This window comes from Xenorhabdus griffiniae, assembly GCF_015163655.1.
In the GTDB taxonomy this organism is placed as follows: domain Bacteria; phylum Pseudomonadota; class Gammaproteobacteria; order Enterobacterales; family Enterobacteriaceae; genus Xenorhabdus; species Xenorhabdus griffiniae.
This window is the reverse complement of sequence record NZ_JADEUF010000085.1, coordinates 1-17,486: the sequence shown is the minus strand read 5'-3', so window position 1 is coordinate 17,486 and position 17,486 is coordinate 1. Positions and strand designations below refer to the sequence as shown.

Annotated in this window: 11 protein-coding genes and 1 pseudogene; 2 read left to right on the top strand and 10 right to left on the bottom strand. The window is 43.3% G+C overall.

Going from position 1 to position 17,486, the window contains the following annotated elements:
• Nucleotides 1–160 precede the first annotated feature (160 nt).
• Entirely contained in the window at nt 161–958 is a 798-nt protein-coding gene (gene thiD, locus IQ211_RS13425; protein WP_223281789.1) for a bifunctional hydroxymethylpyrimidine kinase/phosphomethylpyrimidine kinase, read from the top strand.
• 61 nt (nt 959–1,019) lie between these two features.
• Here the strand turns inward: thiD and fbaB are convergent, their stop codons facing one another.
• The 3 genes from fbaB to IQ211_RS13410 all read right to left on the bottom strand — a co-directional run bounded on the left by fbaB (nt 1,020) and on the right by IQ211_RS13410 (nt 4,655).
• On the bottom strand, nt 1,020–2,069 hold the full coding sequence (gene fbaB / locus IQ211_RS13420) for a class I fructose-bisphosphate aldolase (protein WP_189760576.1): 1,050 nt from the start codon (nt 2,067–2,069) through the stop codon (nt 1,020–1,022).
• 697 nt (nt 2,070–2,766) lie between these two features.
• Complete coding sequence (trhP, locus tag IQ211_RS13415) at nt 2,767–4,131, bottom strand: prephenate-dependent tRNA uridine(34) hydroxylase TrhP (RefSeq protein ID WP_189760575.1); 1,365 nt, start codon at nt 4,129–4,131, stop codon at nt 2,767–2,769.
• Between the two features lie 179 nt (nt 4,132–4,310).
• On the bottom strand, nt 4,311–4,655 hold the full coding sequence (locus IQ211_RS13410; RefSeq protein WP_189760574.1) for a YegP family protein: 345 nt from the start codon (nt 4,653–4,655) through the stop codon (nt 4,311–4,313).
• A gap of 242 nt (nt 4,656–4,897) precedes the next feature.
• Here IQ211_RS13410 and IQ211_RS13405 point away from each other — a divergent pair, with 242 nt between their 5' ends.
• Nucleotides 4,898–6,076 (top strand): MFS transporter, encoded by a 1,179-nt coding sequence (locus IQ211_RS13405; protein ID WP_189760573.1) that lies wholly within the window; start codon nt 4,898–4,900, stop codon nt 6,074–6,076.
• Nucleotides 6,077–6,131: 55 nt separating this feature from the next.
• On the opposite strand, the gene baeR is transcribed toward IQ211_RS13405, so the two are convergent.
• The 7 genes and pseudogenes from baeR to IQ211_RS13370 form a co-directional block, all read right to left on the bottom strand.
• Nucleotides 6,132–6,839 carry an envelope stress response regulator BaeR gene (gene baeR, locus IQ211_RS13400; RefSeq protein ID WP_189760572.1) on the bottom strand — a complete coding sequence of 236 codons (708 nt, stop codon included), beginning with the start codon at nt 6,837–6,839 and terminating at the stop codon, nt 6,132–6,134.
• Nucleotides 6,836–8,224: an envelope stress sensor histidine kinase BaeS gene (gene baeS / locus IQ211_RS13395; protein ID WP_189760577.1), complete on the bottom strand. Its 1,389-nt coding sequence runs from the start codon at nt 8,222–8,224 to the stop codon at nt 6,836–6,838. Before baeS ends, baeR begins: the two co-directional genes overlap by 4 nt.
• Before the next feature lie 22 nt (nt 8,225–8,246).
• Entirely contained in the window at nt 8,247–11,342 is a 3,096-nt protein-coding gene (gene mdtC / locus IQ211_RS13390; RefSeq protein ID WP_189760571.1) for a multidrug efflux RND transporter permease subunit MdtC, read from the bottom strand.
• Entirely contained in the window at nt 11,339–14,500 is a 3,162-nt protein-coding gene (locus IQ211_RS13385) for an MdtB/MuxB family multidrug efflux RND transporter permease subunit (protein ID WP_189760570.1), read from the bottom strand. The genes mdtC and IQ211_RS13385 overlap by 4 nt, the downstream gene beginning before the upstream one ends.
• Nucleotides 14,500–15,729: an MdtA/MuxA family multidrug efflux RND transporter periplasmic adaptor subunit gene (locus IQ211_RS13380; protein ID WP_189760569.1), complete on the bottom strand. Its 1,230-nt coding sequence runs from the start codon at nt 15,727–15,729 to the stop codon at nt 14,500–14,502. Before IQ211_RS13380 ends, IQ211_RS13385 begins: the two co-directional genes overlap by 1 nt.
• Nucleotides 15,730–15,972: 243 nt before the next feature.
• Entirely contained in the window at nt 15,973–16,449 is a 477-nt protein-coding gene (locus IQ211_RS13375) for a DUF1240 domain-containing protein (RefSeq protein WP_189760568.1), read from the bottom strand.
• A 12-nt stretch (nt 16,450–16,461) separates the two neighbouring features.
• Nucleotides 16,462–17,486 (bottom strand): annotated as a pseudogene (locus tag IQ211_RS13370) (hypothetical protein); the annotation flags it as partial.

Genomic DNA, 17,486 nt, shown 5'->3' with positions numbered 1-17,486 from the left:
CCATTGGCAACGTTTTATTACCTGGACTCAGGAGACCATGGAAGATGAAATTAATACATTATTAGCAGGCTATGGTCACCAATTTGCAGTTAATTTCTCTTGAGGACTTATCTCTTATTCCGATACCGCTTTTCTTTAGCTGGCGGTAGGAATCACTATAATGAGAATTAATTCACTGACTATCGCAGGAACCGATCCTAGCGGTGGTGCCGGCATTCAGGCCGATTTAAAAACCTTTTCCGCGCTTGGGGCTTACGGTACGACAGTTGTTACTGCGTTGGTTGCACAAAATACACTGGGCGTACAATCTGTGTATGATCTTGATCCCCTTTTTGTTGCTGCTCAGTTAGAATCAGTGCTTTCAGATGTCAGGATAGACAGCGCCAAAATTGGGATGTTGTCGAATGCAGCCAATATCGCTGTGATAGCAGAGTCGCTGCATCGTTATGCTATTCCCTGCATTGTATTGGATACAGTTATGGTGGCGAAAAGCGGTGATCCCTTGCTATCACCGGAGGCTATTACCGCAATGGTAGAGCAATTGCTGCCACTTGTTTCTCTGATTACCCCTAATTTGCCGGAAGCGGCAGCCATATTGAACTGTGATCTTGCTGATACGGAAGATGAAATGTTACAGCAGGGCAGAGCATTACGTTCAATGGGATGTCAGGCGGTTTTATTGAAAGGCGGACATTTGAATGATGAGGAAAGCCCGGATTGGCTTTTTACTCCGGAAGGGGAGTGGCGTTTTACTGCACCCAGAATAAATACACGGCATACTCATGGAACGGGTTGTACTTTATCCGCGGCACTTGCTGCATTGCGTCCATGCCATTCAGACTGGCAAAGTACATTGCCGGTTGCTAAAACATATTTACAAAATGCGCTGATACAAGCGGATAGTTTACAAGTTGGTCATGGCATTGGGCCAGTTCACCATTTTCATCAATGGTGGTGAATTTTGGGGTAAATAATGGGGATGCAGAGATCCCCATTTTGAACATACTGAAACTCATTGATTAGGCGATGGTAATTTTCTGATCGAGATAAACATCCTGTACGGAGTGGATTAACTCAACGCCCTCTGTCATCGATTTTTTGAACGCTTTGCGGCCAAGGATCAATCCCATCCCTCCGGCACGTTTATTGATAACGGCTGTGCGCACAGAATCACTTAAATCATTGTTTCCAGAAGCCCCACCTGAATTGATTAATCCAGCGCGTCCCATATAGCAGTTAGCAATTTGATAACGAACGAGATCAATCGGATGTTCAGTGGTCAAATTGCTATAGACGCGTTTATCCGTATGCCCGAACCCAATAGCAGTATAACCACCATTAGTTTCAGCCATTTTTTGTTTAACGATATCGGCACCGATCGTTGCAGCCAGGTGATTCGCCTGGCCGGTTAAATCGGCGCTGGTGTGGTAATCAACGCCATCTTTCTTGAAAGCGGAATTACGCAGATAAGCCCACAACACAGTGACCATGCCAAGTTCGTGAGCGCGCTCAAAGGCGGCTGAAATTTCTTCTATTTGGCGGCGTGATTCGGGAGAGCCATAATAGATTGTTGCGCCAACTGCAACGGCTCCCATATTAAATGCTTGTTCGACACTGGCATATAAAGTTTGATCATATTGGGCGGGATAGGTCAACGTTTCATTGTGATTAAGCTTAACCAGAAACGGGATTTTATGAGCATAGCGGCGAGAAACAGACGCCAAAACACCGTAAGTTGAAGCAACACAATTACAGCCTGCCTCAATCGCCAGTTCAACGATATTTTTGGGATCAAAATAGAGAGGGTTGGCCGCGAAAGAAGCACTGGCAGAATGTTCAACTCCCTGATCTACTGGCAAAATTGAGAGATAACCTGTACCGGCCAGACGTCCATGATTCAATAAGGTTTGCATGGAGCGAAGAACAGTATTGGGGCGGTTATTTTCGAGCATAACTCTATCAACGAAATCTGTGCCTGGAAGATAGAGATTTTCACGTGGAATGGTATTACATTGATGTTCCAATAAACTCTCTGCGTCTTTTCCTAGCAACTTAATGATATCAGTCATGATTAACTCCAGTTTGCAAAAGGCGCTACTGATTGTTGTTTATATTTGAGTTGATCACAAGGCAAGTGGAGAGGGAAGCAGCAGTGGATCGCTTCAGTTAATACAAATTTTGCTAAAAATTAACCATATTATATCAAGATAGAGTGAAATAATATTTATCTGGTATGGTGACATACTCATTAAACTTCAAGTTGCAATATGAAACTTGATGTCACTCCGCAGAGCGGGGAGAAATCACACGCATCTTGAAATTAGATTGGTATAAATATTGAAGTTATTCATAAACTGAATAATTTGGTTTACTTTTCTCAAAATTTCCTTCATTAAACTGAATAAATCCTGACATTATTTATCAAAAAGATGGTTTTTTGATTATTATAAATGCGGTTACTAATAAAAGATTAATAAATATCCAGTCAGGATTTGGAAGCATTAATTAATTTAATGATTTTTAATGATGGGTGTTTTTCTTAATTATTTGAATTTATTATGTTTTTATTTGTTTGTGTAAAAGAAAAGGCCAGCCCAAGGGAGATTGAGCTAGCCAAGGAGGTGGTTCCTAGTCTTACAATAAAACTTTTTTTAGTTCTTTATTTTTCGAAACTGATAATACGAGAAATAAATTAGCATTGATGTGATCTATTTCTAAAAAAATAGATTAATTTCTTTAAAATCCTATTTCGAATTATTTCACTTGTCATTCATGTGGATGAGGTGCTCTGGTATTGCCACCTTTTAAGTTTCGTACAAGTAAAGCATAATCCAGCTTAATTTCTTCAGGAATAGGAAGATAAACGATATGCCCATCACCCGGCGCAATTGCCACGGCCTGGCCTTTTTTATTTGTCATGGATTCTAACGTGAAGTTAATATTTCCCGATGGTGTCATGAGTTCCAGATGATCCCCGACAAGAAATTTATTCTTCACGGCAACTTCTGCCAGGCCATTGACTCGATTGCCAGTAAATTCGCCAACGAATTGTTGAGTATCTGATACGGAATAGCCGTATTCGTAAGTTTGGTAAGCATCATGGGTATGACGGCGCAGAAAACCTTCTGTATAACCACGGTGTGCTAAACCTTCTAATGTGGTCATCAATGTTGGATCGAAGGGTTTTCCTGCAACGGCATCATCTATGGCGCGACGATATACTTGGGCGGTGCGGGCACAATAATAGAAAGATTTGGTACGACCTTCGATTTTCAGTGAGTGAACCCCCATTTGGGTTAATCTTTCCACATGTTCAAGAGCACGTAAGTCTTTGGAGTTCATGATATAAGTACCATGTTCATCCTCAAACGCTGACATATATTCGCCAGGACGCTTGGCTTCTTCTATCATGAAGACTTTATCTGTTGGTGCACCTTGGCCTAATGTCGGTTCAATGTTTTTAACCGGAATAGGATCATGCATATGGACAATATTGCCAACGCTATCTTCCTTGCCTTCCTGCACATTGTATTCCCAGCGACAGGCGTTGGTGCAGGTTCCCTGATTAGGATCGCGTTTGTTGATATAACCCGATAACAGGCAACGGCCAGAATAAGCCATACAAAGTGCACCATGCACAAAAACCTCAAGTTCCATATCAGGTACTTGCTGACGGATTTCAGCAATTTCTTCCAGCGAGAGTTCACGGGAAAGAATGACTCGCGTCAATCCCATCTGTTTCCAGAATTTGACTGTAGCCCAGTTAACCGCATTGGCTTGAACTGAGAGATGAATATCTATTTCAGGAAATGTCTCGCGTACCATCATAATTAAGCCCGGATCAGACATGATCAAAGCATCAGGCCCCATTTCTACGACGGGTTTTAAATCACGAATAAACGTTTTCAGCTTTGCGTTATGGGGTGCGATATTGACAACGACATAAAAACGCTTACCTAATTCATGCGCCTCCTTAATGCCTTGTGCCAATGTCTCGTGGTTAAATTCATTATTACGGACTCGCAAGCTATAGCGAGGCTGACCGGCATAAATGGCATCTGCACCATAAGCGAATGCATACCGCATGTTTTTCAAAGAGCCGGCAGGAGAAAGTAATTCTGGAGTAAACATATTTTTTAACGTTCTCGGTCTGAGTTCAAGTCAGCCCTTACCCAATCTTCATTATCATTACTAAGGGTAAGGTTTAAAAGAGGGGGGATTTTAACGCCTATTTTATCATTAGCACAAACATATTATGGAAAAGAGAGAAAACGCGCCGCGGATACGGCGCGAGTCATTAATTGTATTGGTTAATTCTGTTTGGTCAGGTCACGAATACTTTCTGTTGGACCGATTTTCATGACAGATTGTATACATTTCTTCATGTTTGCTTCATTAGTATGAATTTCACTGATAGCAATAATTTGATGATTCCGGGCTTTCAGGACAAAGTAAGGCTTGCCCGATTTGTTTTTTTTCACTTCATGGCGAGTTTTATCGGGAGAATTAACTTGCACAGAGTGAATGCCTTTATTGGCAGCAGCCTTGGTAGTATACATTTCACTGCTCAGAATAATCTCACCGTTTGCCGCCACCAGATTGAAATAAAATTGCCCGTTCTTTGCTTTCTTAAGATCATAATGCCCAGTAGCCATAAGACATTCTCCTGATTGGGTAATTATCAGCTTAAGTTTAGCCTGAATTTTGTACATTCAAGGAGTTTGATAAGAAAATTTTATGCTCTGTCCCGCTATTTTTACAGAACGTGATGACTATTTTGTCTTGTTTGAATTGCTTCCCAATTGGCTGTTGCACGAATATATTACACACTCTCAGAGATAACGATACACCGTTGCAATATAACTCGATTAACACAGCCTATTATTAGGAGTTCTCCATGCCTGTAGCTATTTTGGCTCTAGCCATAGCGACATTTGGGATCGCTACAACCGAATTCATTGTCGCTGGTTTACTGCCTGAAATCGCAACCGAATTTAGTCTTTCAATACCAACTGCGGGGTATATGGCAACCAGTTATGCGCTTGGTGTATTTGTTGGCGCGCCTGTGTTAATCATATTGGGGGGAAGTATAGAAAGGAAAAAGATGCTTTCCCTGTTAATGATCTTATTTATTATCGGAAATGCACTGACTGCCTTTTCTCCGACATTTTCTCTGGCAATTATTGGCCGGATTGTGGCCTCGTTAACACATGGTGCTTTTATGGGAATAGGGGCGATTATTGCTGCTGAACTCGTGCCAGAAAATAAAAAAACCACCGCGATCGCCTTTATGTTTAGTGGAATGACACTGGCGAATTTAGTTGGAATACCGCTTGGAACATGGATAGGAAAAGCGATTTCCTGGCGCGTCACTTTTGCAATCATTACCGTTATTGGCATTATCGCATTAGTTGGAATTTTGAAGTTATTACCTAAGTTCGATCAGAAAGCGCCTGCCAGTATTAAAAAAGAATTGCAGGCGTTCACCAATATCCATGTTCTTTTAGCTATGGGGATCACTGTCTTAGGCCCCGCCGCATTTTTTACAACGATTACCTATATTGCACCATTAATGATCAATATTGCAGGATTCTCTGAAAGCGCAATAACATGGCTCCTGCTGGTATTGGGGCTAGGGTTTTTCTTTGGCAATATTGTCGGCGGAAAACTTGCAGATAAGACGATGATGCCATTGTTGTATTGGACATTAGGACTACAATCCTTAACTCTATTTATTTTCTGGCTTTATGGTGACAATCAGTTTATTGCGTGTTTGAGCCTATTTTTAATGGCAGCATTGGGTTTTGCCACCGTATCGCCAATCCAGCGTTTGGTGATGGATAAAGCTCAGGAGGCTGGTGCACCTAATCTTGTCTCCTCTGTCAATATTGGATTCTTTAATCTGGGTAATGCAGTTGGGGCATGGTTGGGGGGTGTAATTATCGCCTCTCATTATGGCTATACTTCCCTCAATCTGGCAGGGGGGTTATTAGCCGCCCTGGCATTGTTATTAGCTATCATTTCAGGTTTACTTGATGGTAAAAAAACTTTGAATGTTGAAAAAAGCCAATCATAAGTGTGTGACGATAGTTGCAACAGTAACTGGCATGATTGATGCCGGTTACTGTATCTCATATCAAACGACAGATTTCAGCTTCCCAACGATAACCCAATCCATAAATGGAACGGATAAAAGATTTATCCCCATCCAGTTGCTCCAGTTTTCTGCGCAAGTTTTTAATGTGGCTATCAATCGTACGGTCATTCACAATGCGATGATCGTCATAAAGGTTATTCAATAGTTGATCGCGGGAAAAAACACGCCCTGGTTGGCCGGACATAATTTTGAGCAGACGGAATTCAACCGGTGTTAATTCAAGCGTCTGTTCAAGATAACGCGCCTGAAAGTGTTTTTCATCAATAGTCAGTGCACCTTGCTCACTGATGATCTCCTTCGGACGGTAACAACGGCGTAAGATTGTCTTGACTCTGGCTACCATTTCCCGCGGGCTATAAGGTTTACAAATATAATCGTCAGCCCCAATTTCTAAACCGAGTAGTCGGTCAATTTCTTCCGTTTTGGCAGTCATTATGACAATCGGGATATCTGAAAATTTACGTAATTCCCGACAGATCGATAATCCATCAAGACCGGGCAACATAAGATCAAGCAAGATAATATGAGGATGGTATTTTTGCACATGAGCGATGACTTCATCACCACGCTTGAGCCATTGGGTTTGGTAATCTGCGGATTGCAGATAATCAACCAGCAGTTGCCCTAACTTTGGTTCATCTTCAACGATGAGAACAGTATATTGTGTCAGTTGTGTACTCATTGTGTTTCAAGTTCAGACGATTTAATCAATGGTAATTCTACGTGAATTTTAACACCACCTAAAGGTGAGCTTTCCGCACGTATTATCCCAGTATGGGCTTCAACAATGTTATAGCAAATTGCCAGCCCAAGCCCTGAACCTCCGCTTGCGCGGTTACGGGAAGATTCACAACGATAAAAACGTTCAAAAACCTGCTGGCATTGTTCGACAGTCAATCCAGGTGCACTGTCTTGTATATCCAATATCCATTTTTGCTGGTTGGAATATCCACAAATAATGACCTTTCCATGCTCATTGGTGTAACGCAGGCTATTTTCCAGCAAATTATGAAATAACTGTGTTAGCCGATTTGGATCAGCAAGCAGGGTTATATTTTCCTTTACATTCAATGCCAACGTGATTTGCTTATCCGCAAAACGGCCATGATAATTCGCTACGGAGATTTGCAGTAATTCACTGACATTAACAGACTCTTTTCTATACGCCAGCGAACCGCGATTAGAAAGGGATAATAAATGCAGATCGTCTACCAGTTTTGTCAGGGTAGTGACTTCAGCAAGTAAGGAACAGATAGTTTCCGGTGTTAGTTTCCGTACACCATCTTGTAAAGCTTCCAGTTCACCGCGCAGAACAGAAAGTGGAGTACGTAGCTCATGGGAAATATCAGCCATGTAATCACGGCGCATCTGTTCATTTTTTTCCAGCGTGCTGGCAAGTTGGTTAAAATCCATTGCCAGTTTACCGATTTCATCTTCACTGGATGGAACGACACGAATACTGAAATCGCCTGCCGCGAGTTTATGTGTACCTTCCACTAACCGCTTAACTGGTCTTAAAAGGCCACGTGAGAGAAGAAAAGTGGCGATTAATGCCAGTAAGGTGGAAAAACCGACAATAGCCCAACTGGTAAGTTGCTGTTGGTGAGCGAAACTAATATCAGCCTGACGGGTAATTTTATCTGAGGCACTGACAATTACCCAACCGACAATATTGTTTTTATAGGTGACCGGCTCGCGATAACTTTCTACCGGAATATCATTAGAATGCCCGACTAAACGATGCATGTGAGTATCCACAACCCAAAATTGGGGACGCCACCCATGAGGTTTGGTTTTCTGATGCGGGTTGTCACCCTGTTCAATCGTGCGGATAATTTGAAATATCGCGCGATCATTTTGAGTCAGAAAATGCCAATTGCCATATTGCTGGTATTGTTCTGTCAATGCTTGTGCCAGCGTATTCGCCCGATTTTGGCTATTCTGTTTAATATAGCCCATAAAACTGTGCTGAAAGCTGAGGTAAATGCCCCAGTGCATTGTGATCAATACCAGCATACAAGTGGCAAAAATGGCCAGAAAAAGTTTACTGCTGATACCTATTCTTATCCTGAATTTCATTCTGGCTCAACTAGTTGGCGTCAACTCTCTGAGAGGGTATTGCTTTGCGAAGGCGCCATTTTTCACGTAATCGGTCAAAAAACAGATATACAACCGGAGTGGTATACAACGTGAGAAGCTGGCTTACCACCAGACCACCTACAATCGTGATCCCCAGTGGGAAACGTAATTCTGCACCATCCCCATTGCTCAATACCAAAGGTAAAGCACCAAACAGGGCAGAAAGCGTCGTCATCATAATCGGACGGAATCGCAATACACTGGCCTGAAAAATCGCTTCCTGAGCACTGAGCTTGCTGTTTCGTTGAGCTTCAAGGGCAAAATCCACCATGATAATGGCATTTTTCTTAACAATGCCCACCAACAGCATAATCCCAATCATGGCGATTAGGCTAAAGGGGGTATTGAACAGTTCCAGAGCCAGCAAAGCACCTATACCCGCAGAAGGCAGGGTAGAAAGGATTGTCAGAGGATGAATGTAATTCTCATAGAGTACACCAAGCACCAGATAAACAGCGACTATAGCCGCCAGGATCACCAATAATTGCGAACGTTCACTCTCTTGAAAATCCTGTGCTGTGCCTGCAAAAGAGCTACGTACTGCTGAAGGAACACCCAGTTCTGTTATCGTTCTTTCTATTGCACTGATTGCATCAGACAGCGTATAGCCTGGCGCTACATCAAAGGCAATGGTAGAAGAAGCCGAAAGTTCCTGGTGATAAACATCCAATGGTGCATTGGCAGGGCGCCATTGAGCAAAGTAGGAAAGGGGAATGCGTTCTCCTTTGCTATTAATGACAAACATCTTCTCCAATGCACTGGGATCTTGGTTATATTGCGGTGCCACTTCCATGACCACTTTATATTGATTCAAAGGGGCGTAAATCGTGGAAACCTGTCTCTGACCAAAAGCATTGTTGAGTAAATTATTTGCCTCAGCAACATTGATGCCTAAACGAGCCATCACATCACGATCATAAGTAATCGCTATTTCAGCGCCTTTAGCCTCTTCGTCTTCATCGCCGTTGACATCCACCAATTGAGGCAATTTTTCCAATGCTTTCTTGACGATAGGACTCCACTTGCGCAGTGCGTCAAAATCATCTGACAGTAAATTAAACTGGTAAGTCGATTTACCGCCTCGTCCTCCGCTTCTCAGATCCTGAACAGGAACTAAATAGAGACGTGCTCCCGCTTCATTGGTCAGTTTACTTCTTAAGCGGGTAATAACTTGTTGGATGCTTTCACTACGCTCTTTCAATGGCTTCAGTGAAACAAACATAAAGCCCATATTGATGCTGTCACCACCGGTAAAACCTACGACATTATCCACGGTTGGATCATCATCGACAACTTGCATAAAGCGTTTCATTTTTTCCCGCATGGCCTGAAATGAAATGCTTTGGTCAGCAACCACAAACCCCAACATTTTTCCGGTATCTTGTTGCGGGAAAAACGTTTTTGGAATGCTGATATAGAGCCAGATATTCAAAGCGATAATGCCAACCAATGCCAACAATACCCAGCGAGTATGATTGAGTATCCATTTCAATGAGCGGGCATAACCTTGTTGAATTCTCAATAAAACCTTACCGAATCCCCGTGTCTGCTTCTGGACATTTTTAGGTGTAGATTTGAGCAGATGTGCACACATCATCGGGGTTAAGGTCAGTGAAACTAACAGAGAAATCCCAATGGCAGTTGCCAGGGTAACAGCAAAATCCCGGAATAATCGGCCAAGTAATTCATCGATCAATACAAGGGGAATAAATACCGCAACAAGTGACAAGCTCATAGCCAGCACAGTGAAACCAACTTCTCTGGTTCCCTTGAGGGCAGCCTGCATGGGGGTTAAGCCCGCATTCAAATGGCGGGAAATATTCTCCAATACCACAATGGCGTCATCGACAACAAATCCGGTGGCAATGGTTAATGCCATCAACGAAAGATTATTGAGGCTGAAACCACATAAATACATGGCGGTAAAAGTACCAATGAGCGACACCGGAACGGCAATTGCCGGGATTAGCGTAGCTCGGCCGGAACGTAAAAACAGGAATACGACCAGAATCACTAAAGCGACGGCAATGGCTAATGCGCGTTTTACTTCGTGCAGGGAAGCCTGAATAGTTGGTGAACGATCCTGAGCAACGTTGAGCTGAATATTGGCAGGCAAGGAGGCTTGCAGGGCTGGGAGCTGATCACGAATGCGTTGTACGGTTGAGATGATATTTGCACTCGCTTCGCGGCGGATAATAAGCACAATTGCAGACTTATTCCCAGACATGCCCGCGGCGCGGATATCCTCGACAGAGCGCTTAACATTTGCAACATCCTGCAACCTGACAGGTGCTCCATTATTATAATGGACAATAATCGAACGGTAACTGTCAGGTGTTTTCAATTCATCATTGGTGCGCAGCTGCCAGATCTGGTTATTGGTATCAACATGGCCTGTCGGCAGCCGAACATTAGCATTATTGATGGCATTACTGACATCGTTAAGAGAAACACCTTGGTTGAAGAGCGCATTAGGGTTTAGTTCAACACGTATAGCCGGTAATGAACTACCACCGACACTGACTTTGCTGACACCTTCTATTTGAGAAAGCTTTTGCGCCAATCGGGTAGACGCAAGATCATACAGTTGCCCCTCACTATAATTATCTGAGGTGAGAGTTAAGATCATGATTGGGGCGTCTGATAGATTAGCTTTATGATACCTTGGCTTGTCTGGCATACCGGAAGGTAACAAGCTTTGAGCGGCATTGATCGCGGCCTGGACATCCCGTGCTGCGCCATTGATATCCCGATTGAGATCAAATTCCAGGTAAATAGAAGAACTTCCCAACGAGCTGGCAGAAGACATCTCTTTTACCCCCGCTATCCTGCCCAATGCGCGTTCCAGAGGCGTCGTTACGGAGGACGCCATCGTTTCTGGTGACGCGCCGGGCATGAAAGCCTGAACTGTTATCACGGGAAAATCAACTTGTGGCAACGGCGATATAGGCAGCAGGATAAAACTGAGTGCACCACATAGGGTGATGGCTAAGCTCAGCAATGTGGTGGCAACTGGCCGCTGGATAAATAGGGCGAAGAATTTCACAGCGGCTCCTGATGATTAACTGAGGATTTATCTAGCCTTATTTGTTTATCTTTCTTATTGTTTTTATTGCGACGGTAGTGTGCTAACTGATCAAACAACAGATAAATAACAGGCGTTGTGAACAAGGTTAGGATTTGGCTCATAATCAGACCTCCCACCATACTGACGCCTAACGGACGGCGCAGCTCTGCACCAATACCGGTGCTCAACATCAGTGGCAATGCGCCCAGCAGTGCTGCCATTGTTGTCATCAAAATTGGCCTGAAACGTAACAGACAGGCCTGATAAATAGCTTCATAAGGAGTCATCCCTTTTTCCCGCTCTGCGGCCAGAGCAAAATCGATCATCATGATGGCGTTTTTCTTCACAATGCCAATTAAGAGAATGATCCCAATGATGGCAATAATATCCAGTTCGTACCCGCCAGCCATTAAAGCTAACAATGCGCCAACCCCCGCAGTAGGTAAGGTTGATAAGATAGTGACAGGGTGAATAAAGCTTTCGTACAAAATACCGAGCACGATATACATGGCGACGACAGCCGCTACAATCAGCCAAAGGGTATTACTGAGTGCATCCTGGAACGCCAGTGTCGCTCCCTGAAATTGCGTAATGATATCTTTTGGCATTTGGATTGCTTGTTCTGCCCCTTTGACGGCATTGACAGCTTGTTCAAGGGATGAATCTTTCGCTACGTTGAATGAAAAAGTGGCCGCAGGAAATTGTTGCAGATGGTCAATAGACAAATTCCCTAACCGTTGTTCAACCGTGGCAATGGTATTGAAAGGTACCATTTTGCCATCATTACCGGTCAGATAAAGATTGTTTATCGCTTCCAGCCCCGATGAATTCTTCGTATCTTGCTCAAGGATAACGCGATATTGATTTGACTGAGTGTAAATAGTTGAAATCAGGCGTTGGCCAAAAGCGTTATACAAAGCATTGTCTACGGCGGCCATAGAGATCCCAAAACGGCTAGCCATATCCCTATTCACATTGAGGTAGGCTACTAACCCCTGATTTTGCCAATTGTTACCGATATCCACCAATTCTGAACGTTGTTTTAGGGCATGCTGCAATTTTGGAACCCAGACAGCGAGTTCATCAAGCGAAGTGGCTTGCAACGTGAATTGGTATTGCGTGCGCGATAGTTGGGTATCAATGGTCAAATCCTGAGTTGGTTGCAGGTATAACTTGACGTCGGGAACTTTAGCAATCCGCGCTTGCAGGCGTGGGATAACCTCGTCAATCCGGTCGTCACGCTCCTTGAGTGGTTTCAACGTGATTTGAAGACGTGCATTATTCAATGTTGGATTGCTACCATCGATACCAATAAAGGTGGTGACATTGTCTACAGCAGGATCTTTTAATAGCAGAGCAGTAACTTGCCGCTGTTTATCTGCCATTGCATTGAACGAAATGGATTGTGGTGCTTCCAGTGTGCCTTGGATCAGGCCGTTGTCTTGCAAAGGAAAGAATCCTTTAGGGATCATGATATAGAGTAGGGCAGTCAGGGCTAACGTACCGAATGCAACACCAAGTGTCATCCAGGGATGATTCAACACCCGTTTCAGGAGGACAGCATACACGGCAATCATGCGTTCAAAGAAGCGTTCGCACGCTTGCTCGAAGCGATTGTGTTTAATATCAGCTTCGGGTTTCAGCATCCTTGCACACATCATCGGCGTTAGCGTCAGTGAGACAACGGCAGAAATTAAAATCGCGACGGCGAGGGTAATGGCGAATTCCCTGAATAGCCGACCGACGATATCCCCCATAAATAGCAGAGGGATCAAGACGGCGATTAATGAGAAAGTCAGGGAAATAATCGTAAAACCAATTTCTCCCGCGCCTTTTAGCGCTGCCGCCAGCGGTTTTTCTCCCCGTTCAATGTAACGGGAAATATTTTCTATCACCACAATAGCATCATCCACCACAAAGCCGGTTGCGATAGTTAATGCCATTAAGGTGAGGTTATTGACGGAAAAGCCGCAAAAATACATCACAGCAAATGTACCCACCAGCGAAAGCGGTACGGCAATACTTGGGATCAAGGTTGCCGTTACATTGCGCAAAAACAGGTAGATCACCATGACGACCAGCGCAATAGCCAGCAACAGTTCAAATTGCACATCTTTGACGGAATGACGGATCGAAACCGTACGATCTGTCAGCATTTCCACATTGACAGATTTGGGCAGGCTGTTGATCAATTCTGGCAACATGATGCGAATATTATCTGTAGTCTCAATAACATTAGCCCCAGGCTGGCGCTGGACATTGATGACGATGGCGGGTTTTTCATTCGCCCATGCGCCCAATTTGCTATTTTCCACGCCCTGTTCAATGGTGGCGACATCACGCAAGCGGATCGGCGCATCATTTTTATAGGCCACGATTAAATTGCGATAATCATCGATAGATTTCATCTGGTCATTGGAGGATATGGTAATAGAGCGAGTGGGGCCGTCAAAACTGCCTTTTGCCGAATTCACATTGGCTTTCATGATAGCAGAACGGATAACATCGCTGTCTAATCCTTGTGCCGCCAAAGCCTGTGCGTTCAATTTCACGCGCACAGCGGGGCGTTGCCCGCCCGCCAACGTCACCAAACCGACACCACTGACCTGAGAAATACGCTGGGATATGCGCGTTTCCACCATATCTTGTACCTGACTCATCGGCAGGGCATCAGAGGTTACGGCCAGCGTCAATATAGGCGGATCAGCCGGATTGACTTTGCTGTAAATGGGGGGATAGGGCAGATCATCGGGCAATAGATTACTGGCTGAATTGATCGCCGCCTGTACATCTTGTTCTGCCACGTCTAAGGGTAGTGAGAGCTGAAATACCAACGTGATCACAGAAGCGCCACCGGAACTTCTGGATGACATTTGTTTTAAGCCGGACATCTGACCAAACTGGCGTTCCAGTGGCGCAGTGATAGCGGATGTCATCACATCTGGATTGGCACCAGGATACAGTGTTACCACCTGAATAGTGGGATAATCCACTTGTGGCAATGCAGATACTGGCAGCATCCGGTAACCCATTAGCCCGGCCAGCAAGATCGCAATCATAAACAGTGTTGTGGCAACAGGGCGCAGGATAAACAGGCGGGATGGCCCTCCGCCGGTCATTGGAGAATCAGATTGCATTAGGAATTCTCCATCTTACCGTTTGATTGTTCTGATTTTTTCTTACTTTGATCCGCATTAAGGGCTTCGATTGTCAAAGGTTTGACAATTTCAACTTTGGCGCCTTCGGTCAGGTTATCAATACCATCAGTGACGACACGCTCACCTGCTGACAGCCCACTGTTGATGACCGCCAATTGATTATCTTGCAGGCCAGCAATAACTTTATGCTTACTGACTTTGTTCTCTTTATCCACTTTCCAGACGAAATTACCGCTATTTCCCATTTGTAAACCAGCCGTAGGGATCACAACAACATCGTCCAGGGTATTGACTTTCATCTGAATATTGACGAATTGATTAGGAAACAACACATTATCTTGATTATTGAATTGGGCCTTCATCTTGATCGTGCCAGTCGTAACATCAATTTGATTATCGATACTGATAAGTTTTCCTTGTGTCAATTGCTGCTGATTATTGCGATCCCATGCAATGACAACCACATTTTTGTGATTTTTTTGCGCCTTTAACACAGCACCAATATCGTTTTCAGGCAGGGAAAACACGACATCAATAGGATCGACTTGCGTAATAACGACGATTGGCGTTGCTCCTCCACCAGATACGTGATTGCCGATATCAATGCGTTTTAATCCGACGCGACCGGAAATCGGGGCGGTAATACGGCTATATGCCAATTGCAGTTTGGCTTCGTCGATATCTGCTTGGTCGGCCTGTAAGCTGGCTTCACTCTGACGAACCAAAGAGATTTGTTTATCCAGCTCTTGCTGAGAGATCAGTTTACTTTTAGCCAATTGCTGAAAACGGAGCAAATCCTGTTTAGTGTTAGCTAATGTTGCTTGATCTTTGGCATATTGCCCTTGCGCTCTTGCCAGTTTGACTTGGAAGGTGCGAGGATCGATTTCTGCCAGCAAATCCCCTTTTTTGACGTATTGACCTTCATTAAAATGCAAGGCGATTAACTGACCTTCCACCTGGCTGGTGACAGTAACGGTATTGGCCGCCAGAACCGTTCCTAATCCTCCTAGGTAATGAGGTATCGATTTGATTTCGGCCGTCGCTACTTGTACTGGTGGTTGAAAGGGATTAGGTTTTGATTCTGCATTCTGAGAATCACTTGTTGATGAAGATACGTTGAAGTATTTCCACGCAAAGAAAACGACCCCGATGATCACGGCGAGTACCGCAGCGAGTCGGAAAAAGTAGGAACGGCTTTTATTATTCATTTGCTCGACATTCTCTTAGTGTTATGGCGATAACCAATCATGCAACATCTTATGCGAAGTTAGATGCAAGAATATATTATTAGTGTAACCAACCGGAATTCGTCAATAATGAAGAAAATGTGGAGGTTATGTCAAAAAGATAATGTTTCTGGTAGTGATTTTTCATGGTATTTGTGATGGGGTGTAGGAAAACCTCCTTTTGGTTAAATATGAACCACCAAGAGGATAAATGATGATAGAGAATTAATCGATATAATATGCACCATATTCACGGCATTGTTTGGGATCTTTCACATAAAGTTTGGACATACCGTGTGTACCACCAGTAGGTGTGCCAGAGCATCTAATATAGATTTTTTCATCAAGAGTATTTGTGTAGTACCAACTAAACGCGATATTAATGCAGATTGAACTAATAGTTAAAATACCAAATATATGAATACAAACGGTACCAAATTTTCCTACTACTCTTCCGGTGAAGAGCGCGTAAGTAAAAATTAAAAGAAGGGGAAATGTGAATAATGGGAATAGAACATAAAAGGTAATAAAGCTGTTGTAATTAATAACATCAGGATAAGACAACATTTCCAAAAGATCGCGAAATCCCCATGCTATAGCTGTATAGTCAAATGATATAAACATTAACAGAGCCCCAACACTTGACCAGCGTTGTTTGGCTGTAGGTGACAAGTTGTTCCAATATTCCTTTAATTTTGACACCAAGATCTCCTCTTATAATTTTTTATAAAGCAATTGAGAATCTAGCCCTAATTTACCGCTTATATCTTCTTTTACTACCCTGTTAGAATATTCTCTTAGGGCTGTTTGTAGTTTTTTTGTAATACTTAATTCACTATCAATCGCTGTAACTATATATGTTGCGGCAATACCAATAGCAACAACAGCAAAAACAAACCAGCCAGCGGACAATGCAGCTACAGAGCCAATTAATGCTACTCCACCTTTAGTCAATAAGCCAGCCACCAAAGCTTTCACTATATCTGTTGCTAAACCGCCAATGAAATTAGCTGCATCAGCTTCATCACTCAGAATTTGTTCTATCACTCTGAAAGCAGCTGCGGCATAAATGTTTAATTTTGTACCTTGTACTATGCCTTTGTTTACTCCATACTTACCCAATCCAGCCTCAATAACTTTCATATTATCCAGTCGGTAAACAGTTCCATTCAGGATCTTGCGTATGGCAGGATAACCAGTCAGTTTAATATATTCTGTTCCATTGCGAACGAAAGTAATGGCTTTAATACCAAACCCTCCAAGTTTAGAGATGAGGATTGTCACAGAATAAGTGTCTTTGACACTAACACCATAGGTTGCGGCAGTTTCAGCATATCCTAATGTATTTTTTCTGAATTCTCCTTGTCTTTCTGCTTCCGTACGCCCGAATGCGCCCCATGAATCCAAAATAGTATGCACTTCCATTTTCGTCAGCAACATAATGTATTGTCTGTTTTTTTCTAATTGGAGTTGGTATTGAAACTGCTTTTCTATGGCGGTTGATGGGAAGTTGCAAGTACCAGGATAATTTGATGCATTTCCTAATAAATTATCCCGTAATGAAAATTTCTCTCCATATGGGTTGAAGAAAGGGTCATAATAATGACTATCATTTTTTGTCATAGGGTTAAATAACTTTTCAAAATGGTAGGAGTGTCGAAGAAACTCAGTCCAATTTTTGCGAATTTTGATTTTCCACAAACAAAAAAGCAAAAGAGAGGACTGAGTCATGCTTATCT

Excerpts from the sequence above, each read along its gene's own strand:
- thiD (WP_223281789.1), top strand. The coding sequence starts at position 161 with ATGAGAATTAATTCACTGACTATCGCAGGAACCGATCCTAGCGGTGGT.
- fbaB (WP_189760576.1), bottom strand. The coding sequence starts at position 2,069 with ATGACTGATATCATTAAGTTGCTAGGAAAAGACGCAGAGAGTTTATTG.
- trhP (WP_189760575.1), bottom strand. The coding sequence starts at position 4,131 with ATGTTTACTCCAGAATTACTTTCTCCTGCCGGCTCTTTGAAAAACATG.
- IQ211_RS13410 (WP_189760574.1), bottom strand. The coding sequence starts at position 4,655 with ATGGCTACTGGGCATTATGATCTTAAGAAAGCAAAGAACGGGCAATTT.
- IQ211_RS13405 (WP_189760573.1), top strand. The coding sequence starts at position 4,898 with ATGCCTGTAGCTATTTTGGCTCTAGCCATAGCGACATTTGGGATCGCT.
- baeR (WP_189760572.1), bottom strand. The coding sequence starts at position 6,839 with ATGAGTACACAACTGACACAATATACTGTTCTCATCGTTGAAGATGAA.
- IQ211_RS13385 (WP_189760570.1), bottom strand. The coding sequence starts at position 14,500 with ATGCAATCTGATTCTCCAATGACCGGCGGAGGGCCATCCCGCCTGTTT.
- IQ211_RS13380 (WP_189760569.1), bottom strand. The coding sequence starts at position 15,729 with ATGAATAATAAAAGCCGTTCCTACTTTTTCCGACTCGCTGCGGTACTC.